The sequence below is a fragment of the Phytopseudomonas seleniipraecipitans genome (genome assembly GCF_900102335.1).
Taxonomy (GTDB): Bacteria; Pseudomonadota; Gammaproteobacteria; order Pseudomonadales; family Pseudomonadaceae; genus Aquipseudomonas; species Aquipseudomonas seleniipraecipitans.
Genome location: NZ_FNBM01000010.1, coordinates 156,521 through 182,899, shown reverse-complemented (window position 1 = coordinate 182,899; position 26,379 = coordinate 156,521). Strand labels below are relative to the sequence as shown.

Here is a 26,379-nt window from a genome sequence, read left to right as displayed (position 1 = left end):
GGCTTGACCTTACCCATAGGTCAAGGTTGATCCTGTGGGTAACCGCCAGGATTCATCGGAGCTCAGCATGCACACCTCACCCACCGTGGACCTGCCAATCACCGGCATGACTTGCGCGAGCTGCGCCGGCCGCGTTGAGCGTGCCTTGCGAGGCGTGTCGCAGGTTAATAACGCGACCGTCAACCTGGCCAGCGAACAGGCACGCGTCGAGGCCCCAGCCGAACAGCTGCCAGCGCTGTTGGCTGCGGTAGAGAAAGCCGGTTACCACGTGCCCACGCAAACCGTAGATCTAGCCATTCACGGCATGACGTGCGCCAGTTGCACTGGTCGCGTCGAGCGGGCGCTGAGCCAACAGCCTGGGGTGATAGCTGCCAGCGTCAACCTGGCCACCGAGCGAGCTCACGTGCAGACCATAAGCGGCGTGGACACCAAGGCGCTGGTGGCTGCCGTCACCTCTGCTGGTTACTCAGCCAGCCCGGTAGATGACCAGAACCCCGATCACGACGCTGCCGACCGGCGCCTGCAAGCCGAGCGCTGGCGGTTGATGTTGGCGTTGCTGCTGGCAACGCCACTGGTCCTGCCAATGCTGCTGATGCCGTTCGGTATACAGCTGGTAGTGCCCGCCTGGGCGCAGTTTTTGTTGGCCACCCCAGTGCAGTTCGTTTTCGGCGCGCGCTTCTACCGAGCCGCCTGGAGCGCGCTGCGCAGCGGGGCCGGCAATATGGATCAATTGGTGGCGCTGGGCACCAGTGCGGGTTACGGCCTGAGCCTGTATCAATGGATGATTACCCCAGCGGGGCACGCGCCCCACCTGTACCTCGAAGCCTCGGCGGTGATCATCGCGCTGATCCTGCTGGGCAAATACCTGGAGAGCCGCGCCAAGCGCCAGACCACCAGCGCCATCCGCGCCTTGCAAGCTCTACGACCCGATGAAGCGTTACGCCTGCAGGGCGGCGTCGAGCAGCGGGTGGCTGTCAGTGCACTGAGCCTCGGCGACCAGGTGCTGGTCAAGCCGGGCGAGCGCTTTCCGGTGGACGGCAGGGTGCTCGAAGGCGACAGCCACGCCGACGAGGCGATGATCAGCGGTGAAAGCCTGCCGCAGGCCAAGGCGCCCGGTGATGCGGTGACCGCCGGCGCGATCAACGGCGAAGGTCGCCTGCTGATCGAGACCACCGCGCTGGGTGCCGAAACCGTGCTGTCGCGGATTATCCGCCTGGTCGAGGACGCGCAGGCCGCCAAGGCGCCGATTCAAAAGTTGGTGGACCGGGTCAGCCAGGTGTTCGTGCCGGTGGTGCTGCTGATCGCGCTGCTCACCCTGATCATCTGGCTGGGCCTTGGCGCCGGCTTGGAGGTTGCGCTGCTCAATGCCGTCGCCGTGCTGGTGATCGCCTGCCCCTGCGCGCTCGGCCTGGCCACGCCCACAGCGATCATGGCGGGCACTGGCGTGGCGGCCAAGCACGGCATTCTGATCAAGGACGCCGAAGCGCTGGAGATTGCCCATGGCGTCACGGTGGTGGCCTTCGACAAGACCGGCACGCTGACCTCCGGCACGCCGCAAATCGCGCACCTGCAAAGCGCCCATATCGATACCGAGCACGCGCTTCGACTGGCCGGGGCGTTGCAGCAAGGCAGCGAACACCCGCTCGCCAAGGCGGTACTGCAGGCCTGCCGGGAGGCAGATATGACGCTTGTTCCGGTAACAGACAGCCGGGCGTTGGCCGGCCGCGGGATTGCCGGCCAGGTTGGCGGGCAGTCGTTGCAACTGGGTAATCGGCGGCTGCTTGGCGAAAGCGGTGCCAGCGAGCCGGCCGAACTGGCAACTGCCGCGCAAGCCTGGGAAGCCGAGGGGCGCACGTTGTCGTGGCTAATCGAGTGCGACGATCAACCACGGGTGCTGGCGCTCTTCGCCTTTGGCGACACCCTGAAAGACGGAGCCCATGAAGCAATCGCCGAGCTAGGCCGGCGGCACATCGGCAGCCACCTGATCAGCGGTGATAATCAGGGCAGCGCACAGGCCGTCGCCCGCCAGCTTGGCATCGACTCGGTGCACGCTCAGGTGTTGCCTGCGGACAAGGCGCGTATCGTCGACGAATTGAAAGCCAGCGGTGTAGTAGCCATGGTGGGCGATGGCATCAACGATGCCCCGGCTCTCGCAGCAGCGGATGTCGGCATCGCCATGGGCGGTGGCACCGACGTGGCGATGCAGGCGGCCGGCATCACGCTGATGCGCGGCGATCCACGCCTGGTGCCCGCTGCCCTGGACATCGCCCGGCGCACCTACGCGAAAATCCGCCAGAACCTGTTCTGGGCGTTCGTCTATAACTTGGTGGGCATTCCGCTGGCCGCCTTCGGCCTGCTCAACCCGATGCTCGCCGGGGCGGCAATGGCGTTGTCGAGCGTCAGCGTGGTGAGCAATGCATTACTGCTGAAAACCTGGCGCCCCCACCACTCGAGCGAGGAAACACGATGAATATCGGCCAGGCGGCGAAGCACACCGGGCTCAGCGCCAAGATGATCCGCTATTACGAAACCATTGGCCTGTTGCCCAATGCCGGGCGCAGCGAAAGCGGTTATCGCCAGTACGGCGAAAACGACCTGCAGCGTCTGCGCTTTATCCGCCGCGCGCGTGACCTGGGCTTCTCGCTTGCCGAGTCGGGCAAGTTACTGGCCCTGTGGCACGACCGCGAACGCGCCAGCGCCGATGTAAAAGCACTGGCGGTCGAGCATATCGACGCGCTCAATCAGAAGATCGTCGAACTCGAGGCCTTGCGCGATACGCTGCAGAACCTGGTCGATCACTGCCAGGGCAATCAGCGACCCGACTGCCCGATCCTCGAAGACCTGCAGGCCGGCGACAGGAGCTGCTCGCGCGCTCAGGTGCCCAGTGACAAGCGCTGCAGCGCCGCGCAATCAGCGACGAAATGATCGGTCAGCATCGGCCAGGGATTGCTCGGCAGGTTGACCAGCACCGTCGCGGTCCCCGCCGCACGGCCACAGGCCAGGTCGTGGCGGTGATCGCCGACCATTACCATATCCTGCGGCGCCACCTGCCAACGATCCGCGAGGTGCAGCAGGCCACCGGGATCAGGCTTGGGCGGCGCTTCGTCACGGCCAAGAATATCGTCAGGCGCAAAGCAATCATCCACGCCGATGGCCTGCAACGTCAGCAATGCCAGCTCACGCGCGTTGCGGGTAAGAACGCCCAGGCGCACACCACGTGCGCGCAGTGCCCGCACCAGCGCCACGGCACCGGCGGCAGGCCGCGCGGCAATGGCCAACTCCCGCTCGTGTTCGAGCAGCCAGGCATGTTTGGCTCGTGACACCTCCGCCGGCAGCGCGGCCAGGTGATGCAGAATGTCGTCCTCGGGCGGGATGTCCAGCGCCACGCGGATGGCGGCAAAATCATGCACGGCAATGGTCAGCGTGCCGTCCATGTCGAAAACCCAGTGGGTGTAGCGCTGCAGGCTCATCGCCCCTCCAACAACGGCAGAATTCAGGGCGCAGCATACGGCGGCGCCGGAATCATCACCACTGCGGCAAAGCTCACAGCGAGACGCTGCAGCGCTTAACGCCAGTCTTCGCGCAAGCGGATCAGGCCTTCCTGCGCGACCGATGCCACCAGTTGCCCCTGGCGATTGAACACGCTACCGCGGGAAAAGCCCCGGGCGTTGCCGGCCCACGGGCTGTCCATGGCATAAAGCAGCCAGTCGTCCATGCGCAGGTTGCCGTGGAACCAGATGGAATGATCGAGACTGGCGACCTGCATGAACTTCTGCCACACCGACACGCCGTGGGGCAGCATCGAGGTGGTCAGCAGGTTGAAGTCCGATGCGTAACCGAGCAGGTATTTGTGAATGGCCGGCGTATCCGGCAGCTCGCCGTCGGCGCGGAACCATACGTACTTGACCGGCTCGCTCACCTGAGGGGCGAAAGGATTGTCGACAGCCACCGGGCGAATCTCGATGGGCTTGTCGAACAGCACGCGCTCACGCACCCGTGGCGGCAGCGAGTCGGCCACCAGACTGGCCAGCTCGGTTTCCGAACGCAGGCCTTCCGGGCCGGGCACATCGGGCATCTGCCCCTGGTGATGGAGGCCCTCTTCCTGATACTGGAACGAGGCGCTGCAGGTGAAAATCGGCTTGCCCTTCTGCACAGCCGTCACCCGACGGGTGCTGAAGCTGCCGCCGTCGCGCACCCGGTCAACCTGATAGACCACCGGCAAGGTGGCATCGCCCGGGCGCAAAAAGTAGCCATGCAGCGAGTGCACATGGCGATCCGCCTCGACCGTCTGAGTGGCTGCAGACACGCACTGCCCCAATACCTGGCCGCCAAAGAGCTGCCGAAAACCAAGGTCCTGGCTGACGCCACGGAACAGGTTTTCTTCGATGGCCTCCAGGCTCAGCAATGCCACCAACTCTTGCAGGACTTGACTCATACGGCTCTCCACGGCCCCTACCCAGGGCAATACTGCGACACGCGCGGGCTGCGCGGAGGGTGAATGGTAATGCCTTTGCCGGCGGTCAGGAATATTGTCGTGCCCGTGAAGGTGGCAGGCTGAGCCCGCCGCGAGGCTTAGGGCGCAGGAGTAGACCCGGCGCCTGCGGCTCGATCCCATCCACTTCGCTTCTCGTGCATACTGCCCAGGGTTCACCAACCGCCACGATTATATGCCGCTGCCGCTGATCTACCACGATGATTACAGCCCGCCGTTTCCCGACGGCCATCGCTTCCCGATGGAAAAATTCCGCCTGCTGCGTGACCACCTGGTGGAGAGCGGGCTGACGCGGGACGCCGATTTATTGCGCCCTGAAATGTGCCCGTCGGCAATCCTCGCCCTCTGCCACTGCCCGGCCTATATCGAGCGCTACCTGAGCGGCGAACTGAGTCATGAAGACCAGCGCCGCCTCGGTCTACCCTGGAGCCCGGCGCTGGCGCAGCGCACGGTACGCGCCGTCGGTGGCTCGCTGCTTGCCACGGAGAAAGCGCTGCAACATGGCCTGGCCTGCCACTTGGCCGGCGGCACCCATCACGCGCATTACGATTACCCGGCAGGCTTCTGCATCTTCAACGACCTGGCGGTGATCGCCCGCTACCTGCTGGCCAGCGGCAAGGCGCAACGCGTGCTGATCTTCGATTGCGACGTGCACCAGGGCGACGGCACAGCTCGGCTGCTGGCCGGGGTAGATGACGCGATCACCGTATCCCTGCACTGCGAGCAGAACTTCCCGGCGCGCAAGGCCGACAGCGACTGGGATATCCCGCTGCCGCGCGGCATGGGTGACCGCGACTACCTGCAGGTGGTCGATGACAGCCTCAACTACCTGCTGCCGCTGTACCAGCCGGACATTGTGCTCTACGACGCCGGCGTGGACGTGCATCAGGAAGACGCCCTCGGTTACCTGAAGCTGACCGACGCCGGCCTGGCCGCCCGCGATGAAGCCGTGCTGCATCATTGCCTGGGCCGCGACATTCCGGTGGTCGGCGTGATCGGTGGCGGCTATAGCAAAGATCGCTACGCCCTCGCCCGCCGCCACGGCATTTTCCATCACAGCGCCGCGCGGGTATGGCAGCAGCGAGGCCTCGGGTAAACTTCGCTCCTTTGCCCAGCCTGACGCGACCATGACCGATACTTCCAAGCCCATCGCCCATTCGGTCGCCATCATCGGCGGCGGCCCCGCCGGCCTGATGGCTGCCGAGGTGCTGGCGCTCGCCGGCGTGCGGGTCGACCTCTACGATGCCATGCCTTCGGTGGGCCGCAAGTTCCTGCTCGCCGGCGTCGGCGGCATGAACATCACCCACTCCGAGCCTTACCCGGCCTTCGCTGCCCGCTACGCCGAGCGCCAGCCGCAGGTCGACGCGCTGCTGCAAGGCTTCGATGCCGACGCACTGCGCGAGTGGATTCATGGGCTGGGTATCGAGACTTTCGTCGGCACCTCGGGCCGCGTGTTCCCCACCGACATGAAGGCCGCGCCGCTGCTGCGCGCCTGGCTCAAACGCCTGCGCGAAGCCGGCGTGCAGCTGCATAACCGGCACCGCTGGCTGGGCTGGAATGCCGACGGCAGCTTGCGCGTGCACGCCCCTGAGGGCGAACGTGCGGTCCAGGCCGATGCCGTGCTGTTGGCCCTCGGTGGCGGCAGTTGGCCGCGACTGGGTTCCGACGGTAGCTGGGTGGCGCACCTGCAACACGCCGGGATCGCCGTCGCACCGCTGCAGCCAAGCAACTGCGGGTTCGACGTGGCCGCCTGGAGCCCGCTGCTGCGGGAAAAGTTCGCCGGCGCGCCGCTGAAGAACGTCGCCCTTGGCCTGCAAGGCGAAGCATTGCGCCAGGGTGAGTTCGTGCTCACCGCCACAGGCGTCGAAGGCAGCCTGGTGTATGCGCTGTCCGCAGGGATTCGTCAGCGCATCGCCCGTGACGGTCGCTGCGTGGTGCACCTCGATCTGCTGCCGCAGCGCAGCGAAGACGCCCTGGGCCAGGCCCTGAGCAAGCCACGTGGCTCGCACTCCATGGCCAAACACCTGCATCGCCAGGCCGGGCTGGATGGCGCCAAGGCCGCGCTGCTGCGCGAGCTCGCCCCCGCCGAGCACTTCGCCGATCCGCTGCGCCTGGCCGCCTCGATCAAGGCTCTGCCCATCGAGCTGCGTAGACCACGCCCACTGGAAGAAGCGATCAGCAGTGCCGGTGGCGTGCCGTTCGAAGCGCTCGACGAGGCACTGATGCTGACCGCCCTGCCCGGCACGTTCTGCGCGGGCGAAATGCTCGACTGGGAAGCGCCTACCGGTGGCTACCTGCTGACCGCCTGCTTCGCCAGCGGCCGCGTGGCCGGCCAGGGCATCGTCCGCTGGCTGCAATCAACAAACCGATAATCCATGGATAAGGAAACAACCCGCATGCTGACCAGCGTCCAGCTCAAGACTTTCATCCCGGCCAAGGACTATCCACTCAGCCAGGCCTTCTACACGGCCCTGGGCTTCACGCCCGGCTGGCAGTCGGACGAAATGAGCTATTTCAGCAACGGCGAGCACTGCGCGTTCCTGCTGCAGAATTTCTACGTGAAGGAACAGGCGGACAATTTTGTCATGCACCTGCTGGTCGATGACGTCGAAGCCTGGTGGGCCAATGTGCAAAAGGAAAACCTCGCCGAACGCTTCGGCATCCGCACCACCGCCCCCGAAGACCAGCCCTGGGGCGTGCGCGAGTTCATCCTCTTCGACCCGAGCGGCGTGCTCTGGCGTATCGGGCAGGAAATCTGAGGCGGCCCGCTCACCATGGACAGGCGCAATAACCTGACGGCCCAGGCGCTGCTGGACTGTGCCCTGAGCAACCCGGTGAATCGCGCCTTGCTGCACATCCTCGGCACCCTGGACCTCCCCGGCTGCTACCTGACGGCCGGCTGCCTGTACCAGGCGTACTGGAATCGACAGAGCGGGCAGCCGGCTGACTGGGGTATCAACGATTACGATATTTTCTACTTCGATACTGACCTGAGCTGGGAAGCAGAAAATGTTGTGATCGAGCGAGTGGCAGAGGCCTGCAAAGGCCTCACTGCAACTATCGAAGTGAAGAATCAGGCCCGCGTGCATCTGTGGTACGAAAGCAAATTCGGCGCACCCTACCCGCGATTGCGCAAGGCAACCGATGGCATCGACCGTTATCTGGTCAAAGCCACCTGTATCGGTCTCGATGTTCGCAGCGGCGAGCTGTACAGCACCCACGGACTGGACGAGTTGCAAAACGGGGTACTGCGGATCAATCCGCTGAACCTTCAGCCAGCAATGTTTCTACACAAGGCGCAGAGCTACCAGGCACGCTGGCCTTGGCTGAAGATAGAGACATAGTCAGGAGGATCGGAACGTAGCCTGGGTTGAGCGCAGCGATACCCAGGAGCTGTCTCGTAATACACCGCCTAGTTTTCGGGCGAAATCGCTTTTCGAAAGAACACCCGGGCGTAACCCTCTTCAACCGCCCGGCGAGTTTCCCGATACCCCAAGCGCGGGTAAAACTGGATGTTCTCGGTCATCAGTTCGTTGGTGTAGAGCTCGATAGCCGCGCAACCCAGCTCCCGAGCCTGACGTTCGGCGAAGCTCATCAGTTGCCTGCCCAGTCCTTGGCCACGAGCCTGATTGCACACCGCGACGTTCTGCACATGCAGTACATCGCCTTTATGCTCCGGCACTAAAACGCCCCTCACCACACCTTCCGCTTCCAGTACGAACACCCTGCATCGCTCGATGACCTCGCGGTAATCATCAAGCATCGGCGCCGGCTCCTTGCCGATTCGAGGAATGTAGAGGGCGTAGGCTTCGTGAACAATCACGGTAATCGCGTCGACATCCATCTCGCTGGCGCGGCGTATCAGCACTAGCGCCCGCCCTTCGCCTTGCCGCCGAAGCTCGGCACCTTGCGCACGGCCTTGACCGGCGGCGCTGCCGGCTCGTCGGCTTCCATCCAGCGCCCCAGGCTCCCGGACTTGCCGCCGCCGACCACCTTGGGCTTTTTCGGTTTCTTCGGTTTCTTTACTACCTGTCCGCCAGCAAGCGTCTGCGGTACGCGGTGGTCGGGGATGAAATCCGGCTCTTCGACGCGTTGCAGGATCTGCTGGATCAGTGCCTCGATGGCCGACAGCAGTTGCACCTCGTCGGCGCAGACCAGCGACACGGCCTGGCCGGTGGCGCCAGCACGGCCGGTACGCCCGATGCGGTGTACGTAGTCTTCGGCGACGATGGGCAAGTCGAAGTTGACCACCAGCGGCAGGTCATCGATATCCAGGCCGCGGGCGGCCACATCGGTGGCGACCAGCACATCGACTTCGCCGGTCTTGAAGCGCTGCAGCGCGCGCAGGCGAGTGGGCTGTGGCTTGTCACCGTGGATGGCATCGGCCTTGATGCCCGCCGCCAGCAGTTCATGTTCCAGTTCGTCGACGCCCTTGCGGGTCTTCACGAAAACCAGCACCTGCGACCATTTCTTGCTGCGGTACAGGTGCAGGAACAGCTCGGCCTTGCGCTTCTTGTCGACCGGAATCAGCCACTGCTTGACCGACTTGGCAGCCGCGTTGCGTGGGCTGACTTCAATACTCAGCGGATCGCGCAGCATCTCGCCGGCCAAAGTACGGATGGCCTCGGAGAAGGTGGCGGAAAACAGCAAGGTCTGGCGCTTCTTCGGCAGGGCGGCGAACAGGTCGTCCAGTTCGCGGGCAAAGCCCAGGTCGAGCATGCGATCGGCTTCGTCGAGTACCAGCACCTGCAACTGGGAAAACTTCACTGCATTCTGCCGATACAGATCGAGCAACCGGCCGGGGGTGGCGACGAGGACGTCGAGGCCTTTGCGCAGCTTCATCATCTGCGGGTTGATGCTGACGCCGCCGTACACCGCGTAACTACGCAGCGGCAGGAATTGCGAATAGGTCTGCACGCTTTGCTGCACCTGCTCGGCCAGCTCACGGGTCGGCACCAGTATCAGGGCGCGCACCGAGTTGCTGGCGACGGTCGGGCCTTCCATCATCAGGCGCTGCAGGATCGGCAGGGTGAAGGCGGCGGTCTTGCCGGTGCCGGTCTGCGCCGCGGCCATGATGTCGCGGCCCTTGATGATCGGGCCGATGGCCTGGGCCTGTACGGGCGTCGGGGTCTTGTAATCGAGGCCGTCGAGGCAGCGCAGCAGGGGTTCGATCAGGCAGAGGGAAGCGAAGGTCATGGCGGGCAACGTGGTGGGCAATGGAGATGCCGCACAGTTTATCCTGTCCGGGTAGCGCCCGCTCAGCAGTTGCAGCACGGTGAACACATAGCCGCAGCTTGGGTCGAGCGCAGCGACACCCGGAAAATGCAAAACCTGGGTATCGCTTCGCTCAACGCCAGGCTACGTATTTCAGCACGCGGCTTAGAACTCGCCGCGCAGGGTCAGCATGTAGCTGCGCGGGTCGCCGTAGTAATTACCGCGGCGCAGCTCACCCACCGATTTGTAGTACTTCTTGTCGAACAGATTCTTGGCGTCGAGGCCGACGGTCCAGTTCTGGTCGATTTTCCAGGTGGCCAAGGCGTCGTACACCGCGCGACCCGAGTTGCTCACCTCTGGGCCATACGTATCGGTGCTGTAGCCACTTTGCGCGGAAACGGCGCCGCCGACGGTCAGGCGATTGAGCGCACCCGGCAGTTGGTACGTGGTCGAGGCGCGCAGCAGGTGCTTGGGCGTCTGGTAGTCGGTTGGGCCACCGCTGGCCTTGCTGGTCTGGTTGAAGGTGTAGCCGGCGGCTACCTGCCAGCCCGACAACAGCTCGCCACTGGCCTCCAACTCGTAGCCCTTGCTGCGCTGGATTTCGCTATTAAGGTAACAGAAGCCGTCGATATTCGTATCGCAGAGCGCGCCGCTGGGGTCTGCTGCCGCCACGTCATCCTGCTTGATGTAGAACAGCGCGGCGGAGAGGTTCAAGCGCCCCTCATACAGCTCGCCCTTGATACCGGTTTCGTAGTTGACGCCCACGGCGGGGTCCAGCAAAGAGCCCGCGGCGGTGCGGTAATCGCTTTGTGGCTGGAAGATATCGGCATAGCTGGCGTACCACGACCAGTGCTCATCGAGGTCGTAGATGACGCCCACGAAAGGAGTGAACTCATGGTCCTGGCGGTTCCCCGCCTTGGCGCCAGTGCGGGTCTCTTCGGTCTCGTATTCGTACCAGCTCAACCGCCCACCCAGCACCACGCTCAGCGGCTCGCTCAGATAAAGCCGTGTGTTGCCGTAGACCCCATAACGGGTTTCGGTACTGTCATTAACCGCCGTCCAGCCATTGCGCGTCGGCCTGGCCAGCACCTGATGGTTCGGGTTGAACACGTCGATGGCGCCAGCACCAGCAGCGGTGTTGATATTGGCGGTCTTGCTGTACTGCCCTTCACGTGACCAGTTGCCACCGACCATCAGCGTGTGGCGCAGACCGAAGGCTTCGAAGTTGCCCGACAGGTTGCTGTCGATGCCGGTATTGGTCACGTCATCGTTGCGATACAGCGTTCTAAACAGTCGTGAACCGGTATTGGTGGCGGGATTGATTGCGCCTTGCGGCAGTGCCGAACGCTGATCGAAACCGCCTTCGGCACGGGTCAGCGAGGTTTTGCTGGTCCAGTCATCGCTGAGGCGATATTCCAGGTCGGCGAAAACTTCGGTCTGCTCGCTTTCGTGGCGGTTCCAGTCCTGCGCCAGCGACGTGGAGCGCGAGACGTCCAGCGCCTTGCCGTTGCTGTAACGCGGCAGGCCGAAGATCGAATAGCCGGTGGTCACGCTGGTTTGTCGGCGCAGGCCGACGGACAGGGTCGAGTCGTCATTGAGGTCGGCTTCGACGATACCGTAGAACAGCGGCTTGCGGCTGGCCTCACGGTCGTAGAAATACTGACGATCCTCGTAAGCAACCAGGGCGCGGCCGCGCAGGGTGCGGGACTCGTTCAGCGCACCGCTGCCATCGAGGTCCATGCGGTAGAAATCGTTAGAGCCCGCACGGGTGGTCACTGAGAAGTGCGGCTCGGCAGTCGGCCGTTTGCGCACCAGGTTGACCGCGCCGCCCGGGTTGCCATTGCCGACCAACAGGCCGGCGGCGCCGCGCAGAATCTCCACGCGGTCATAAACGGCGGTGTCCGGGGTCATCCAGCCGGTGGGGCTGTGGATCACGCCGGGCATGCCATCGACCAGGTAGGCGTCGGCGCCCAGTTCGAAACCGCGGGAGTTGTACTGGTGGTCACCAAAATTGCGTGTCTGCAGGGTGATGCCCGGCGCGCTGTAGAGCACCTGATCCAGCGAGGTGAAGTTGCGGTCGTCCATCTGCTTGCGGGTGATCACGCTGACCGACTGCGGCGTCTCGCGCAGCGACTGCGTGCCCTTGCCCAACGTCACCGCGCGGGCGGTGTAGGAGCCGGTGCCTTCGGTGGCGGTGCTCACCAGGTCGCTGCTGATCGTGATGGCCTGCAGATCGAGCGCGGCAGATGGCTGGTTTTCCATGATCAGCCACACATCGCCGCTGCGCTGCACCACCAGGCCGGAACCCGCCAGCGACCGGCTCAAGGCCTCATCGATGGCAAAGGTGCCTTTTAGCGCAGGCGCCGAGCGGCGGGCGACCAGGCGATCATCGACGGCCAGGGTGACGCCAGCCTGGCTGGCCAGTTGCTTGAGTGTCACAGCCAGCGGCTGGGCGGGCAGATCCAGTTCGAGGGGCGCGCCGTACGCGCCCAGCGCCAGCGTCAGGGCGCTCGCGGAGACCAGTGTTTTCAGGGAGGTGCGCAGCATGATGGCTCTCGTGATGATGCTCGGATACCCCTTGACGGAGCAGCCGGCAAAAAGCCCAACCCGTTAGTTGAAAAAAATCAGCGCGGCAGCACCAGCGTGCTGTCGGCACGTTCCTGCACCTGCACACCGGCCAGTTGTGGCAAGACTTGGAGGAAGGCCTCGATATCGGCGACCTGGACCACGGCGGTAATGGTCTGCGCTACCTCGGCGTGCTCGAGATGGAGGGCCTTGGCACGGTAACGCGAGAGACCGGCGACCACTTCACCCAGGTCAGCCTGTTCGAACACCAGGCTGCCATTGCTGAAACCAAAGGCGCCTGCAGCCTTGCGATCGGAGCGTTGCAGTCCGCCCTGCTCGCGGTAAAGGCCGACCTGGTCAGCGCCCAGCTCGAGCTGCTGACCGCCCACCGCCATCGCCACCCGGCCACGGGCTACGGCGACCTGCACGCGACGGTCGAATTTCTCGACCACGAAACGGGTTCCCAACACGCGCACCTGCGCCTCACCGGCATCCACCACGAAGGGGCGTTGCGGGTCATGGCGCACCTCGAAAATGGCCCGGCCGCGCAGCAGCGTCAGGTGGCGCACCTGATCATCGAACAGCACATGCAGGCGCGTGTCGGCATCCATTTGCACCTCGCTGCCGTCGGCCAGTTGCATGCGCCGCAACGCACCAATACCGGTGAACAGCTGCAGCTCCTGGCGCGCGGCATTGCGCGCCAGGAGCCAGGAACCCAGGCCGCCGAGCAGCAAACCACCGAGCATGCCGGTGCGCAGGAAGCGTCGACGCCCAGCGTTCTCCAGGGCACCGGCCAGCGCGCGGGTCTGCTCAGTGCTGGAGAAATCGCCCCACAGGCGCTTGAAACTGTGAAATTCCTGGGCGTTGCGCGGGTCGGCAGCCAGCCAATGGGCGAACACCTGACGCTCGGGATGATCCTCAGGCAGTTCCAGCAGGCGCGCGAACCAGTGCGCGGCCTCACGGCGTCGTGCGCTCATGCGCCGAGCAGCTCGCGGGCCTCGTGCAGATCGAGCAGCGCCCGCACCAAGTGGCGCTCGACCATCGAGGTGCTGATCTGCAGCATGGCAGCGACTTCCACCTGGCGGTGGCCTTCGATGCGCACCAGCCAGAACACTTCCCGGCAACGCGGCGGCAGGCAATCGAGAATGCGCTGCAGCGCGTCGAGGCGCTGCTGCAGATCGGCCAAGTGCTCAGCGGAGGGTACAAAGGCTGCGTCGTCGTCCACCGCCATGCGCGGCTCGGCCCCTGCCTCGGGCAGCGGCTGATAGCGCGAGGCATCGCGGTAATGGTCGACCAACACGGAGTGGGCGATGCGCCGCAGGTAGGCGTTGGGCTGCTCGATGGCGCCGCGCTGGTTGGCCAGAACAAAGCGGATGAATGAATCGTGCAGCACGTCATAGGCGCGTTGCACACAGTGAGTACGCCGACTCAGGCTCAGGAGCAGGTCGGTGTAGGCCCAGCGCAAGTTGATTCCGCCCCACTCCACTCTCTACACCTCGGCCAGATCTCGATGGCGTCAACCATCAGGGGACCGGCAGTATAGAGAGCGCCTCGCCGCTAAGTAAATGAGAATTATTAGTAGCCGTTAACCGCTCAGCTTGCAGCCGCGAGCAAGGCGCGCACCTTGGCAGCGGGCATGCCCTGCAGCAGACGCAGAAAGTCGTGATCGACTGTGCTGCGTCCGTACTGCTCGCGCAGCACACGGCACAGGTGCAGCGTCAGGTTGGCGGCCATTTCTGCATCGGCTAGCGCCCGGTGCGCCTTGCCGGTATCTGGCAGGCGCGCCCAGCGGTTGAGGTTACCGAGCTTGTGGCTGGGGGCACCGGGCAGCAGGCGCCGCGACAGCAGCAGCGAGCAGGCGAACTGCTGCACGCGGCGGCGGCCGATCAGCCCTAGTTCGGCGTCCCAGAACTTCTGATCGAACGAGGCGTTGTGCGCCAGCATCGGGATGTCGCCGACGAAATCAGCCACGGCGTGCATCACCTCCGCGGCGGGCGGCGCGTCGCGCAGCATAGCGTTGCTGATGCCGGTCAGTTGCTCGATGAAGGGCGGCACCCAGGCGCCGCTGTTCATCAGGCTCTGGTAGCGGGCGGTGATCTGCCCGTTCTCGATGATCACCACGCCGATCTCGGTGGCGCGCGCCTGCTGGGCCGACGACATGCCGGTGGTTTCGAAGTCGATGACAGCGATGGGTTTCACGTAAAGCCTCAGTGTTTCAACAACAGATGGCCCTCGATGGGCACATAACGAGTGGCCGCGCGCACCAGTGATTGTGCGGTCAGCCCGGGAACGCCGTAAGCCACGGCCTCGACACCATGACGCTGGCGGATGCGCTCGAGCAGTAGGTCGAAATCGCCGTCGCCAGAGGCCAGCACCACGCTGTCGACATTCGCCGCCGCGTCCATCACGTCGATGGTGATGCCCACGTCCCAGTCGCCCTTGGCCGAGCCGTCACTGCGCTGGATGTAGGGTTTGAGCTTCACGGTGAAGCCGAGGTTGCGCAGAATCTGCTGGAATTGCTGCTGCTTGGGATCGCCACGGTCGATGGCATAGGCGTACGCCTCGACGATCTCGCCGCCGGCGGCCAGCTCATTCCACAACGCCGTGTAGTTGAAGTGACAGCCATAGGCCTGGCGCACGGTGTAGTAGAGATTCTGTACGTCGGCGAACACGGCTATTTTCTTCACCGGACATCCTCACAAGGGCCCGCGCGGGTTGCGCAGTCGGCCAGTATGCCAGCCCGGCGCCCTCCAGGTCGAAAACGGCGGCCGGGTGGCGACAGGCGTGCGCGTGTTCACTGGTGGCAAAACCGGCGCCCTCGTATCATGGCGACCTGTTTTTCTGGCTGCGATCTACCATGAATCCTCTCGACGCCTTGCGTGACGCCTGGTTCTTCTTCCGGCAACACCTGCTGCAGATCGTCCTGTTGTGCCTACCCTTCGTGCTTGCGGAGGCGCTCGTCCGCCAGCAGCTCGACAGCCTGGTCGACGCGGCCAAGCTGCCGCTCTATGACGTGCTGTTGGGGCTGTGCTTCTACCCGCTGTACAGCGCGGCGCTGATTCTGTTCATCGATGCACGCAGCCGTGGCGAGCAACCGGCCAAGGGCGCGCTGATCGCGGCCAGCCTCAGCCTGTGGCCACGTTTCGTACTGCTGGCCGGCATTGGCACTCTGGCGATCATGCTCGGCGCCTCGCTGTTCATCCTGCCGGGGCTGTGGCTGATGGTCCGGCTGGTGTTCTCTGATTACCTGTTGGTGCTGCGCGGGCTGTCGCCGCTGCAGGCCCTGCAGGAAAGCTTGCAGCTGACCCGCGGGCACTTCTGGCCGATCCTCGCCTGCGTGCTGCTGTTAATGGTGCCGACCTGGGGCCTTGGTCTCTGGATCGGTGACAGCGCTGCCGACCCGCTCGGCCGCCTGGCGCTCGACCTGTTGCTCGGCCTTTGCCAGCTGTTCACCACCGTGGTGGTGTTCCGTCTGTTCATGCTGCGCACTGGCGACAACGCCGCGCCGCTGCCGTAACCTGCCGGCCCACCTACGCACCGACCGAGACGATCCCGTGGCAAGAAAATCGCGCAGAGAGCTGGCCAAAGATCGTGGTGACCTCGGCGACCTGCCGATCACGGTCAAGGACGTCGCGCTCAAGGCCGGTGTTTCGCCGATCACCGTGTCGCGGGCGATTCAGCGCCCGGAACTGGTCAGTGACGCCACCCGCACCCACGTGCTGGAAGTGGTGCGCGCCATGGGCTATGTGCCCAACCTGATGGCCGGCGGCCTGGCGACCAGCAAGAGCCGCCTGGTGGCGATCGTGCTGCCGACCATCGCCAACTCGATCTATGCCAGCGTGGTGCAGGCGATCATGGACCGCCTTGCCGAGTCCGGCTATCACGCCCTGGTCGGCCCGAGCGGCTACACCCCCGAGCACGAAGAAGCGCTGCTGGCGGCGATCCTCGGCCGCCGCCCGGACGGCATCGTGCTGACCGGCACCTTCCACACCCAGGCCAGCCGCGAGCGCCTGTCTTCCGCCGGCATTCCGGTGGTCGAGGCCTGGGACCTGAGCGACGATGGCCTGGACATGCAGGTGGGTTTCTCCCACGAGCAGGTCGGCGCCGCCGTGGCCGAGCACTTCTTCGCCCGCGGCTACCGCCGTTGGGCGGTGATCGGCGTCGACGACCCGCGCGCGCAGCGACGCTGCCACGCGGTCATCGAGCGACTGGCCACACTGGGCGTCGACCGCGTGGCCGTGCAAACCCTGCCCCTGCCCGCCACCTGGGAGGTCGGCCGCAAAGGCCTGGCCAATCTACTGGAGAGCGGCGAGCGCCCCGACTTCATCTTCTGCAGCTCGGATACTGTCGCCCTCGGCGTGCTCGCCGAAGCGGCCACCCGCGGGCTGAACATACCGGGCGACATCGCCGTGCTGGGCTTCGGCGACACCCTCAACGGCCAGTTCGCCAACCCGGCCCTGTCCACCGTCAGCGTCAATGCCACGGAAATGGGCAACCAGGTCGCCGAAGCCTTGCTGCGCCGTTTCGACGGCCAGCGCGCCGAACCAAGCCTGGATACCGGCTTCGCGATCATCGAGCGCAGCAGCACGGCCTGAACGGAAGTCGGCTGCCCGTAGCCTGGGCTAGGGTGAGCTGGTCTGGGCTGGGCTGGGCTGGGCGCCGCGATACGCGGGAGCAGGCAAGCTGGGTATCAAATAAAGCCACGCATAGAAAACGACCCACGCTCCCCGCGTAGGAGATTCCATGTCAGCGAGGCCCTATGCCTGAGGTCGTTTCCGAATCAGATTCACGCCATGATCGCCATCAGCCGGGGGCTCTTCAAACTCCCCAATCGCTCCAAATGCATCTTCTAAAACCGCCAACCTGCAAATTCCGCACTTGAATGATAACGCTATCTGTTTATGATGATAACGTTATCTTTTCGACTATACCGCTGCCCGGCAGGGCAGCCAGACCATCCGCAACGCCGACGTCGGCAACAGGAGTCAAGCGATGAACAATAACAACACTCATACAGGCACCCCGGTCATCACCTCACTAGAGGTCATCCCTGTTGCCGGCCACGACAGCATGCTGCTCAACCTGAGCGGTGGGCATGCGCCCTTCTTCACCCGCAACCTGCTGATCCTGCGTGACAACGCCGGCCATGTCGGCGTGGGCGAAGTGCCCGGCGGCGAAGCCATTCGCCAGACCCTGGAAGACGCGCGCGAGTTGCTTCTCGGCCAATCCATCGGCCAGTACCAGAAACTCCTCGGCCAAGTGCGCCAGGCGTTCGCCGACCGTGATTCTGCCGGTCGGGGCCTGCAGACCTTCGACCTGCGCATCACCATCCATGCCGTGACCGCCGTGGAAGCCGCCCTGCTCGACCTGCTCGGCCAGCACCTGGACGTACCGGTCGCCGCCCTGCTTGGCGAAGGCCAACAGCGTGATGCCGTGGAAATGCTCGGCTACCTCTTCTATATCGGCGACCGCACGAAAACCGACCTGCCCTATCGCCAAGAAGCCGATGCCGATAACGCCTGGTTCCGTGTACGCAACGAAGAAGCGCTGGATGCTCAAGGTGTGGTGCGCCTCGCCGAAGCGGCTTACGAGCGCTATGGCTTCAAGGACTTCAAACTCAAGGGCGGCGTGCTGCGCGGCGACGAGGAAATCGAAGCGGTCACCGCGCTGGCCGAACGCTTCCCGGATGCGCGCATCACCCTCGACCCCAACGGCGCCTGGTCGCTGCAGGAGGCCATCCGTCTGTGCCGTGACCAGCACCATGTGCTCGCCTATGCCGAAGACCCGTGCGGCGCCGAGAACGGCTACTCCGGCCGCGAGGTAATGGCTGAATTCCGTCGTGCCACGGGCCTGCCGACCGCCACCAACATGATCGCCACCGACTGGCGCCAGATGGGCCATGCGATCCAGCTGCAATCGGTCGACATTCCCCTCGCCGACCCGCACTTCTGGACCATGCAGGGCTCGGTGCGTGTGGCGCAGATGTGCAACGACTGGGGCCTGACCTGGGGCTCGCACTCGAACAACCACTTCGACGTATCGCTGGCCATGTTCACCCACGTGGCTGCCGCCGCGCCGGGCAAGATCACCGCGATCGACACCCACTGGATCTGGCAGGACGGCCAGCGCCTGACCAAGGAGCCGTTCCGTATCGAAGGGGGTCTGGTCAAGGTGCCGCAGAAGCCGGGCCTCGGCGTGGAACTGGACATGGACGCCGTGGCCAAGGCCCACGAATGCTACAAGGGCATGGGCCTGGGCGCGCGCAACGACGCCGTGGCCATGCAGTACCTGATCAGCGGCTGGACCTTCGATAACAAGAAGCCCTGCCTGGTGCGCTGAGTACTGTCGAGAGCAACCTCTGGCCCGCAAGCCTGGAGTGAGTCAGCGGTACCCGGGAACTCGCCATCCTGGGTATCGCTGCGCTCAACCGCAGGCTCCGGTTCGGTAGCCGTGCCGGCCACGCGGTAAGGACCTCGGCAAAACCCCGGCCGCCCAGGCTAAGCGATTGTTGTTATTTCCGCGGTTTGGCCCGCGCCGTCGGTTCGGCGATCAGCGGGTCGTCGGGCCAGTAGTGTTTCGGGTATCGCCCCTTCAAATCCTTTTTCACCTCGGCATAGGTGGTGCGCCAGAAATTAGCCAGGTCCTGGGTCACCTGCACCGGCCGACGGGCTGGCGACAGCAGGTGCAATAAGACCTGCTGCCGGCCATTGGCGATGCGCGGTGTCTCGGCCAGGCCGAACAGCTCCTGCAGGCGCACCGCCAACACGGGTGGGTGTTCGCTGTAATCCAGACTGATACGCGAACCGGAGGGCACCGGCAGGCTGCGCGGAGCCCACTCGTCGAGACGCTGTGGCAGCGGCCAGGGCAGCAGGGTTTGCAGCATCGATGGCAGGTCGAGGTTGCCGAAATGGCTCAGCCGCGTGACCTTGCCCAAGTAGGGCGCCAGCCAGGTATCCAGACTGGTCAGCAGTGCCGCATCCGAGACATCCGGCCATTCGCTCTTGCCTTGTTGCATATCCAAGCCACGCAGCAACATCACCCGCGCCTGCCACTGGCGCAGCTCGGGCGTCCATGGCAACAACACCAACCCCTTGCGCCGCACCAGATTGACCAGTGCAGCAACCCGCGCCTCGGCGCTCAAGCCCGCCAGCGCTTCGCTGGACACCACCAGGTCGCCCACCTTGCGCTGCCGCTCGGCACGCAGCACGCCCTCGCGCTCATCCCATTCGAGCAGGTCCTGGCTGGTCACCTGTTCAGCCAACACGGAATCGAACAGCGCCGGGTCCAAGTCAGCGGCCAGGTAGATGCGCTCCTCGCGCTGGCCCTGACGGCTGCCCAGGTCGGCGACCACCAGCCAGGCGTGCTTCATCAGCGCATCGGCTTCGTTGAACAGCGCCGCACGGCCATTGGCCAGGCGATATTCGGCGCCGCCGTCTCGCCGCTGCCGGCCGATACGATCCGGATAGGCGAACGCCAGCAGCGCACCGAGCCAACGGCTGTGCTCCGGATCGCTGACTGCCTCGCTAGCCGGCACACGGCGCAGGTAGCCCTGAAACTGCCGCGCCAGTTGCCGGGCTCGTTGCACGCCCCCCTGAGCGCCCCTCGCGGCTCGGCTCTCCCCGGAAAGCAAGGCCAGACGGCTGTGCAAGTCCGCACCGGCGCCGCGCGAGATATCGCGCTCGCCCAACAGCGCCGCCAAGCTGCAGGCCAACTCGCCCAGGCCAAGGGCCTGCCCGCGCAATAGCAGATGGGCGATACGCGGATGCGCCGGCAGCTCGGCCATGGCCTGGCCGTGCGCGGTGATCACGCCCCGCGCGTCGAGTGCGCCGAGGCGCTGCAGCAGGTCGCGGGCCTGGGCATAAGCGGCAGCAGGCGGTGGGTCGAGCCACACCAATTCCTCCACCTCGACGCCCCAGCGCGCCAGCTGCAGCGCAAGCCCCGCCAGATCGGCCTGAAGAATCTCCGCCGAGGAATAGGCGGGCAACTGCTCATGCTGCGCCTGCGACCACAACCGGTAGCACGCGCCTGGCTGCAGGCGCCCGGCACGGCCGGCACGCTGCGTGGCCGACGCCCGGGAAATGCGCTGGGTATCCAGGCGGGTCATGCCGCTGCCCGGATCGAAACGCGGCACCCGCGCCAGACCAGCATCGATCACCACGCGCACGCCGTCGATGGTCAGGCTGGTCTCAGCGATATTGGTCGCCAACACCACTTTGCGCAGCCCCGCCGGTGCCGGCTCGATGGCCGCGCGCTGGGCCGACAATTCCAGCTCACCATGCAACGGGCAGACGCGCACATCGGATCGGCCTGCCAGCGCCTCACCCAATTGCTCGGCCACCCGGCGAATCTCTGCCTGGCCTGGCAAAAACACCAACAGGCTGCCCGGCTCATCGGCCAGCGCCTGCAACACCGTTTGCAATACCTTCGGCTCTAGCCACTCGCCCGCCTGCCAGGGCGCGCCCCAACGGGTCTCCACCGGGAACATGCGCCCTTCGCTGCGCAGCACCGGCGCACCATCAAGCAGCCCGGCCAAACGTTCACCTTCCAGCGTCGCCGACATCAGCAACACCTTGAGCGGCGCCTCGCCACTCTCAGCGCCGCGGAACATCGCTCGGCCATTGAGGGTCAGCGCCAGGGCCAGATCGGCGTCGAGGCTGCGCTCATGAAATTCGTCGAAGATGACCAGCCCTACACCTTCCAGCGCGGGATCATCCTGCAGGCGACGGGCAAGGATGCCTTCGGTCACCACCTCGATTCGCGTGCGCGGGCCGACCTTGCTGTCCAGGCGGATGCGATACCCCACGGTCTCGCCGACTGTCTCGCCCAACTCGCTGGCCAGCCGCTCGGCCGCTGCGCGTGCAGCCAGCCGGCGAGGTTCGAGCATGATGATGCGCTGCCCGGCCAGCCACGGCTGGTCGAGCACCGCCAGCGGCACGCGAGTTGTCTTGCCGGCACCGGGCGGCGCTTCGAGCGCCACTTCATGGCGGCTGGCCAACGCGCGACACAGATCAGGTAACAGGGAATCGATCGGCAGGGTATTCATCAAGGCTCCATCATCAGCCGGCGATTATACGGCGAACCGTCTCTCGGCTTCGCCGGTCAGATGGCATCGAACGCTGCGTATTCGCAGCGCCACAGCAGCTTTGCAATCCACGCCTTGCTATAGTGGCGTCCACTTTTTCTGGAGGTGCTCGATGCGCACGAAATCCCGCGTTATCGGCGGCGTTCTCGCCGTCACATTGGTCACTCAGCTCACTGCCTGCGGCACCCTCTTCTACCCTGATCGCCGCGGTCAGATCGAAGGCCGTGTCGACCCGCTGATCCTCGGCCTCAACGCAATCGGCATTCTGTTCTATGTGATCCCCGGCCTGATCGCGTTCGGCGTCGACTTCGCCACGGGCGCGATCTACCTGCCAGGCGGCCTCAGCGCGCAGGTCAACCCCGACTCCCTGCAGGACGTGGTCGGCGCCGACGGCAAGATCGACACCGCCAAGCTCAAGGCGCTGATCGAAACCCAGACCGGCCACAGCCTGCCGCTCGACGATCCGCGCCTGATCCAACACAGCGGCAGCAGCGAGCAACTAGCAGCCTACGGCCTGCGTCCAGCAGCCTGAGAACAGGCCGACGCCCAGCTACGCGTCGGCCCGCTGCGTTATCAACGGCTCGTAAAGTTCTTCTTCAGCGGTAAGGTCGCCCTGTGCCCTGCGCCGCTTTCTTGCCTGTTTTTGCGGGGCCGCCCAGGCCTCGCAGACCTTCAATTCGCGTTCTGCATACTTTTCGACAGCCGCACATGGATAACCCATGACCCTCAATCGCCAGCACGCCCGCCTGATGCGCCAAGCCACCGCCGCCGCACTCTGCGTGGCGCTGACCCTGGTGCTGTGCAAGGCAATCGCCTGGTGGGCCAGCGGTTCGGTAAGCCTGCTCGCTGGCCTGACCGACTCGCTGCTCGACAGCGCCGCCTCACTGCTCAACCTGATCGCCGTGAACATCGCTCTGCGGCCTGCCGATGACGATCACCGTTACGGCCACGGCAAAGCTGAAGCCCTCGCCGGGCTGGGCCAGGCGCTGTTTATCGGCGCCAGTGCAATACTCGTCGCGGTACAAGGCTTTGATCGTTTGCGCCATCCGGAACCGCTCAACGCGCAGGCGTTGGGTATCGCAGTCATGCTGTTGTCCATGATCCTCACCGTCGCGCTGCTGCTGTTTCAGCGCCACGTGGTGCGCCAGACCGGCTCCACCGCCATCCACGCCGACTCACTCCACTACCGCTCCGATCTGCTGCTTAACGGCGGCATTCTTCTCGCCCTGCTCCTTGCCTACTTCGGCTGGCAACAGGGCGATGCGCTGTTTGCCATCGCAATCGCCGGCTACATTCTGTGGAGCGCGTTCAGTATCGCCCGGCAGTCGGTTGGCGTGCTGATGGACCAGGAGCTCGCTCCCGAAGTCAGCACGCGCATGGCCGAGCTGGCCTGCACCGTGCCAGGTGTACTCGGCATCCACGACCTGCGCACACGCCTGTCTGGCACCCGCTGGTTCGTGCAACTGCATGTCGACCTGCCGGGCAACCTCAGCCTCACCGAGGCCCATGCGCTGTGCGAACGCGTGGAGGACGCCATTCGCGGCGAATTCGACCAGGCCGAGGTACTTGTGCATGCAGATCCTGCGGACAGCCCTGCACCAAGTTGATGCAGGCGATGCGCCAGCAGAAAAACACTGAACCGCCGTTGCGTAAGGCCAGTCAGGTTCTGTAAGCCCAAATGATTTGGGTGGGTCGCTCCCGGCTCTCCTCACCCTCAACCAGGGCGGCACCGGGAACCTATTCGTGATGAGAGGATTACCACATGAAGCGCGTATCCATGTTCGTCATTGCCGCCGTACTGGCCGCACCAGCCTTCGCAGCCGATGACCTGTGCACCGTCAACCTGCAGAAACTCGACAACCGCGTGGCGACTGAAACCACCATCGCCGATCCGCTGAAAAGTCAGGTTGAAGAAGCCAAGCAGCAAGCCCTGCAGGCCCAAGCCGCCGGCGATCTCAAAACCTGCGGCACCCATGCCGAGCGCGCCCTGCAACTGCTCGACGCCCCAGGCGACGATGGCAGCGGCACCACTCGCTAAGGCATACGCCGGCTGATCCGCGCAGTGCACGCCTTGGTCGACTCTCCAGCGGCTTTGGCGTACACTACGTGTCTAGCAAGTTTCGGGGCCGATTAGGATTCGACGCCGGTAGCGAAGCTCGAGGTGCATGCCGACTTGGTAACAGAAGTCGTAAATCCACTGTTGCAACTTTCTATAGTTGCCAATGACGAAAACTACGAGGGCTACGCTCTCGCTGCGTAAGCGGCGCGACTAGTCCTTCTGGTAGCTTCGGCTCCAGCGATCACTAGGGGATGCCTGTAAACCCGAAGTGATTGTCATGCAGAACAGGATCGCCGCGTAGTACGTTGTGGACGAAGCGGCTAAAACTCACACAACTCGTCCAAAGCACCCTGCCCGTCGGGCGGCTGAGGATTAACTTAATAGACACGGCTAAGCATGTAGTACCGACAGTGGAGAACTGGCGGACGGGGGTTCAAATCCCCCCGGCTCCACCAAATCGAAACACCCTAAGCCCCTGATTATCCTAGTGATTTTCGGGGGCTTTTGGTTTCTGGCGTTTGTCAGTGTCCCGAAAGTGTCACAGTAAGGCCAGGGTCACCAATAGTCTGGCTTCACGATGGCCGGCTTCCTGACAAGAGGAACCTTCACCGGCAGCTGACAAACCGACAGCTCGTCATCAGTGATGTATGTGCGCAACCAGTCCACATGTTTCTTCAGCGAACCTGGGGGATTGCGTACAAGCTCTTTGTCTTCTAAGCGGTGAGGTAGAATCACGCCTAACCGAATATTCGGAAAGTCTTGGCGAATTGCAGCCAGGGCAGGTCCAAGGTCGGTGTCGCCTGAAACAAGCACGATTTGCTCAATTTTGAGCTGATCGGAACGACATGCAGTGCGGTACATTCCCAAGGCGATGTTGACGTCCGTCTCTTTCTCCTCAAGCTGCCAAATTGCTACCTGATTCCTGCGAGAGGCTTCCTGCCCTTCCATGTAACGAGGTGCGTAACCCCTTGCAAGGCGGTGACGACCCTGGGTCACGGAAACACCCTTGGCCTGCAAAGCCCGAATGTAACGGTGCTGTGCATCATTAGAAGCCTGACCATGAGTGGCAAGCCGGGCAATGACGGGAGACGTGAAATAGTCTACGGACACCGTCGCAGATGCTGGATCCTGGATGTGGAGAACGGCGCGGCCAGCTTGATCGATGTGCTCAACGCCGACGAGACGCTGTTGCAAGCCTCGGATGCCAGGGCAAATGCCGAGACCGAATCGACGCGCGCAGCGATTGCCGCGTTCCGGGCTCTGGGCGGCGGCTGGCAACCTGAGCATCGATCAGTCGCCGAGCGCTGATACCTAGTGTTAGCGTCCACTTAACTTGGCGGCTCACTTGGTTAAACAGCGGTCGTCAGAAAGCTGCAACGGGCTAAGTAAACCGGTTGAATCCGAACTTATGCCCGCGGGGCCCTTGGACTGGAACAGCTCAGTCAATGCTTCGCCTCGCAGATGGGCTAGTTCTGCACAACGGCGGTCACGCGGACGTACCAGCGGCACGGCCAGTTCACGTTGCAGGCGGCTCGGCGTGCCGCCGAGAATCAGCACACGGTCGCTGAGGTAGAAGGCTTCGTCGAGGTCGTGGGTAACCAGAAGTACGGCGACCTCGTAGCGTGCCGCCAGGTCCACCACCAGATCCTGCAGTTTCATGCGGGTGAAGGCGTCCACCGCACTGAAGGGTTCGTCGAGCAACAGCACTTGCGGTTTTCCGTACAGGGCGCGGGCGATGGCTACTCGCTGGGCCTGGCCGCCAGAAAGGTGCTTGGGCAGCGCAGCGCCGCGCCCTTGCAGGCCAACGTCGCGCAGCAACTGTTCCACCCATGAGCCGTCAGCCCCCCGGCCATCAGCGAAACCCACGTTCTGCGCCACACTGAGCCAGGGCATCAGCCTGGGCTCCTGAAACACCACACCGCGGCCACCGGCGAACGTGAGCAGCGGGTCGAGTTGCAGCCCACCGTGGTAGTCCTGATCCAGCCCGGCGGCGATGCGCAGCAAAGTGCTCTTGCCGCAGCCGGAGGGGCCAAGCAGGCCCACCACTTCCCCTGCAGCCAGGCTCAGGCTGACGTCTTCGAGCACGCGCACGTCGGCAAAAGCCTTGTGGATATTCTGCAGTTTCAATAGCGCACTCATGCTCCGTCCTCCCCACCTTGGTAGCTGTCGCGCCAGCGCAAGGCACGGGTTTCCCACGCTTTGAGCAGGCTGTCGCTGAGCTTGCCGAGTAGCGCCAGCAGCAGAATAGTGGCGATCACCAAATCGGGACGCGAAGTTTCCCGGCCATCACTGAGCAGGTAACCGAGGCCACGCGTGGCGGCAATCAGTTCGGCTGCGACGAGGAACATCCAACTCAGGCTGAGCGCGCCCCGCAGGCCGGTGAACAGGTTCGGCAGCGCGGCGGGCAGAAGGATGCGGCGCACCAGCGCCAGCGGCGATAGGCCATAGAGCCGGCCCACTTCCACCAGCTTGCGATCGATGTTGCGAATACCGGCGAGCAGCGCCAGGTACACCGGGAAGAACGCGCCGAGGGCGATCAGCACGATCTTTGGCGTTTCGTCGATACCCAGCCAGAGCAACAGCAACGGTACCCAAGCCAGGCTGGGGATGGCTCGCAATGCCTGGAAAGTCGGCTCTAGATAGGCCTCAGCGCGACGACTGAGCCCCACCCAGGTGCCGATTACGAGAGCCAGCACGGCACCAATGGTAAAGCCGGCGCCCACCCGTGCCAGGCTGGCGCTGAGGTGGCGCCATAGCTCGCCGCTCTGCGCCAGCCCGTAGAGCGTTTGCGCCACTTGGCTCGGCGCGGGCATCTGGTGCGCGGGCAAAACGCCGCTGCGCACCAACGTTTCCAGCAGGGCCAGGAGCAGGAGGGGCACTACCCAACCGCGCAGGTCGGTCAGCATCGGCCGCCAGCCTGGGAGCCGTTCAGCCCAGCGAACGATGACAAGGTTGAGCGCACTCATC

The 26,379-nt window shown here is 64.4% G+C and carries 24 protein-coding genes, 1 other RNA gene and 2 pseudogenes; 14 read left to right on the top strand and 13 right to left on the bottom strand.

Going from position 1 to position 26,379, the window contains the following annotated elements; genetic code table 11:
* Window positions 1-67: 67 nt before the first annotated feature.
* The gene (locus tag BLS60_RS19260; protein WP_092371312.1) at window positions 68-2,470 is read left to right on the top strand and encodes a heavy metal translocating P-type ATPase; all 2,403 of its coding nucleotides are present in this window, start codon (window positions 68-70) and stop codon (window positions 2,468-2,470) included.
* On the top strand, window positions 2,467-2,925 hold the full coding sequence (gene cueR / locus BLS60_RS19255) for a Cu(I)-responsive transcriptional regulator (protein ID WP_070882805.1): 459 nt from the start codon (window positions 2,467-2,469) through the stop codon (window positions 2,923-2,925). The genes BLS60_RS19260 and cueR overlap by 4 nt, the downstream gene beginning before the upstream one ends.
* Here the strand turns inward: cueR and BLS60_RS19250 are convergent.
* Together BLS60_RS19250 and tesB are read right to left on the bottom strand one after the other, a co-directional pair.
* Window positions 2,874-3,470: an HAD family hydrolase gene (locus BLS60_RS19250; protein WP_092371309.1), complete on the bottom strand. Its 597-nt coding sequence runs from the start codon at window positions 3,468-3,470 to the stop codon at window positions 2,874-2,876. The two genes, cueR and BLS60_RS19250, sit on opposite strands and share 52 nt — an antisense overlap.
* A 95-nt stretch (window positions 3,471-3,565) precedes the next feature.
* Complete coding sequence (gene tesB, locus BLS60_RS19245) at window positions 3,566-4,435, bottom strand: acyl-CoA thioesterase II (RefSeq protein ID WP_070882803.1); 870 nt, start codon at window positions 4,433-4,435, stop codon at window positions 3,566-3,568.
* 232 nt (window positions 4,436-4,667) lie between these two features.
* Between tesB and BLS60_RS19240 the strand changes: the two genes are divergently transcribed.
* From BLS60_RS19240 to BLS60_RS19225, 4 genes are read left to right on the top strand one after another with little or no spacing between them, the layout of a single operon-like run.
* Entirely contained in the window at window positions 4,668-5,588 is a 921-nt protein-coding gene (locus BLS60_RS19240; RefSeq protein WP_092371307.1) for a histone deacetylase family protein, read from the top strand.
* Between the two features lie 31 nt (window positions 5,589-5,619).
* Entirely contained in the window at window positions 5,620-6,864 is a 1,245-nt protein-coding gene (locus BLS60_RS19235; RefSeq protein ID WP_092371304.1) for a TIGR03862 family flavoprotein, read from the top strand.
* Window positions 6,865-6,867: 3 nt separating this feature from the next.
* On the top strand, window positions 6,868-7,251 hold the full coding sequence (locus BLS60_RS19230) for a VOC family protein (protein WP_244153442.1): 384 nt from the start codon (window positions 6,868-6,870) through the stop codon (window positions 7,249-7,251).
* Window positions 7,252-7,266: 15 nt separating this feature from the next.
* Entirely contained in the window at window positions 7,267-7,836 is a 570-nt protein-coding gene (locus BLS60_RS19225; protein WP_092371243.1) for a nucleotidyltransferase family protein, read from the top strand.
* A gap of 68 nt (window positions 7,837-7,904) precedes the next feature.
* On the opposite strand, the gene BLS60_RS19220 is transcribed toward BLS60_RS19225, so the two are convergent.
* The 7 genes from BLS60_RS19220 to BLS60_RS19190 form a co-directional block, all read right to left on the bottom strand.
* The gene (locus BLS60_RS19220; protein ID WP_244153441.1) at window positions 7,905-8,360 is read right to left on the bottom strand and encodes a GNAT family N-acetyltransferase; all 456 of its coding nucleotides are present in this window, start codon (window positions 8,358-8,360) and stop codon (window positions 7,905-7,907) included.
* Complete coding sequence (locus tag BLS60_RS19215) at window positions 8,360-9,688, bottom strand: RNA helicase RhlE1 (protein WP_092371240.1); 1,329 nt, start codon at window positions 9,686-9,688, stop codon at window positions 8,360-8,362. The genes BLS60_RS19220 and BLS60_RS19215 overlap by 1 nt, the downstream gene beginning before the upstream one ends.
* A 183-nt stretch (window positions 9,689-9,871) precedes the next feature.
* Window positions 9,872-12,253, bottom strand: coding sequence for a TonB-dependent siderophore receptor (locus BLS60_RS19210; RefSeq protein WP_167357689.1), 2,382 nt, complete (start codon window positions 12,251-12,253; stop codon window positions 9,872-9,874).
* Window positions 12,254-12,330: 77 nt separating this feature from the next.
* Complete coding sequence (locus BLS60_RS19205) at window positions 12,331-13,248, bottom strand: FecR family protein (protein WP_092371237.1); 918 nt, start codon at window positions 13,246-13,248, stop codon at window positions 12,331-12,333.
* Window positions 13,245-13,757 (bottom strand): sigma-70 family RNA polymerase sigma factor, encoded by a 513-nt coding sequence (locus BLS60_RS19200; RefSeq protein WP_070882795.1) that lies wholly within the window; start codon window positions 13,755-13,757, stop codon window positions 13,245-13,247. The genes BLS60_RS19205 and BLS60_RS19200 overlap by 4 nt, the downstream gene beginning before the upstream one ends.
* A 107-nt stretch (window positions 13,758-13,864) precedes the next feature.
* Entirely contained in the window at window positions 13,865-14,470 is a 606-nt protein-coding gene (locus BLS60_RS19195; protein WP_092371234.1) for a 3'-5' exonuclease, read from the bottom strand.
* Between the two features lie 8 nt (window positions 14,471-14,478).
* Window positions 14,479-14,958 carry an NYN domain-containing protein gene (locus tag BLS60_RS19190; RefSeq protein ID WP_070882793.1) on the bottom strand — a complete coding sequence of 160 codons (480 nt, stop codon included), beginning with the start codon at window positions 14,956-14,958 and terminating at the stop codon, window positions 14,479-14,481.
* A gap of 170 nt (window positions 14,959-15,128) precedes the next feature.
* Between BLS60_RS19190 and BLS60_RS19185 the strand changes: the two genes are divergently transcribed.
* The 3 genes from BLS60_RS19185 to gudD all read left to right on the top strand — a co-directional run bounded on the left by BLS60_RS19185 (window position 15,129) and on the right by gudD (window position 18,610).
* On the top strand, window positions 15,129-15,788 hold the full coding sequence (locus BLS60_RS19185; RefSeq protein WP_092371231.1) for a YciC family protein: 660 nt from the start codon (window positions 15,129-15,131) through the stop codon (window positions 15,786-15,788).
* A 37-nt stretch (window positions 15,789-15,825) separates the two neighbouring features.
* Entirely contained in the window at window positions 15,826-16,866 is a 1,041-nt protein-coding gene (locus BLS60_RS19180; protein WP_092371228.1) for a LacI family DNA-binding transcriptional regulator, read from the top strand.
* A 397-nt stretch (window positions 16,867-17,263) separates the two neighbouring features.
* Window positions 17,264-18,610, top strand: coding sequence for a glucarate dehydratase (gudD, locus tag BLS60_RS19175; protein ID WP_092371225.1), 1,347 nt, complete (start codon window positions 17,264-17,266; stop codon window positions 18,608-18,610).
* Between the two features lie 172 nt (window positions 18,611-18,782).
* On the opposite strand, the gene hrpB is transcribed toward gudD, so the two are convergent.
* Complete coding sequence (hrpB, locus tag BLS60_RS19170) at window positions 18,783-21,314, bottom strand: ATP-dependent helicase HrpB (protein ID WP_092371222.1); 2,532 nt, start codon at window positions 21,312-21,314, stop codon at window positions 18,783-18,785.
* Between the two features lie 151 nt (window positions 21,315-21,465).
* Between hrpB and BLS60_RS19165 the strand changes: the two genes are divergently transcribed.
* From BLS60_RS19165 to ssrA, 4 genes are all read left to right on the top strand, one after another.
* Complete coding sequence (locus BLS60_RS19165; protein ID WP_092371219.1) at window positions 21,466-21,885, top strand: polyribonucleotide nucleotidyltransferase; 420 nt, start codon at window positions 21,466-21,468, stop codon at window positions 21,883-21,885.
* Between the two features lie 187 nt (window positions 21,886-22,072).
* Entirely contained in the window at window positions 22,073-22,960 is an 888-nt protein-coding gene (locus BLS60_RS19160; RefSeq protein ID WP_092371216.1) for a cation diffusion facilitator family transporter, read from the top strand.
* A gap of 155 nt (window positions 22,961-23,115) precedes the next feature.
* Entirely contained in the window at window positions 23,116-23,391 is a 276-nt protein-coding gene (locus tag BLS60_RS19155; protein ID WP_070882777.1) for a hypothetical protein, read from the top strand.
* Between the two features lie 84 nt (window positions 23,392-23,475).
* Window positions 23,476-23,867, top strand: a transfer-messenger RNA (tmRNA) gene (gene ssrA, locus BLS60_RS19150).
* Between the two features lie 100 nt (window positions 23,868-23,967).
* Here the strand turns inward: ssrA and BLS60_RS19145 are convergent.
* Entirely contained in the window at window positions 23,968-24,408 is a 441-nt protein-coding gene (locus BLS60_RS19145; protein ID WP_338061643.1) for an NYN domain-containing protein, read from the bottom strand.
* 141 nt (window positions 24,409-24,549) lie between these two features.
* Here BLS60_RS19145 and BLS60_RS21685 point away from each other — a divergent pair.
* Window positions 24,550-24,720 (top strand): annotated as a pseudogene (locus BLS60_RS21685) (TolC family protein); the annotation flags it as partial.
* 126 nt (window positions 24,721-24,846) lie between these two features.
* On the opposite strand, the pseudogene BLS60_RS19140 reads toward BLS60_RS21685, so the two are convergent.
* Window positions 24,847-25,551 (bottom strand): annotated as a pseudogene (locus tag BLS60_RS19140) (ABC transporter ATP-binding protein); the annotation flags it as partial.
* Window positions 25,548-26,378 carry an ABC transporter permease gene (locus BLS60_RS19135; RefSeq protein WP_092371197.1) on the bottom strand — a complete coding sequence of 277 codons (831 nt, stop codon included), beginning with the start codon at window positions 26,376-26,378 and terminating at the stop codon, window positions 25,548-25,550. The pseudogene BLS60_RS19140 and the gene BLS60_RS19135, both read right to left, overlap by 4 nt.
* Window position 26,379: the final 1 nt, after the last annotated feature.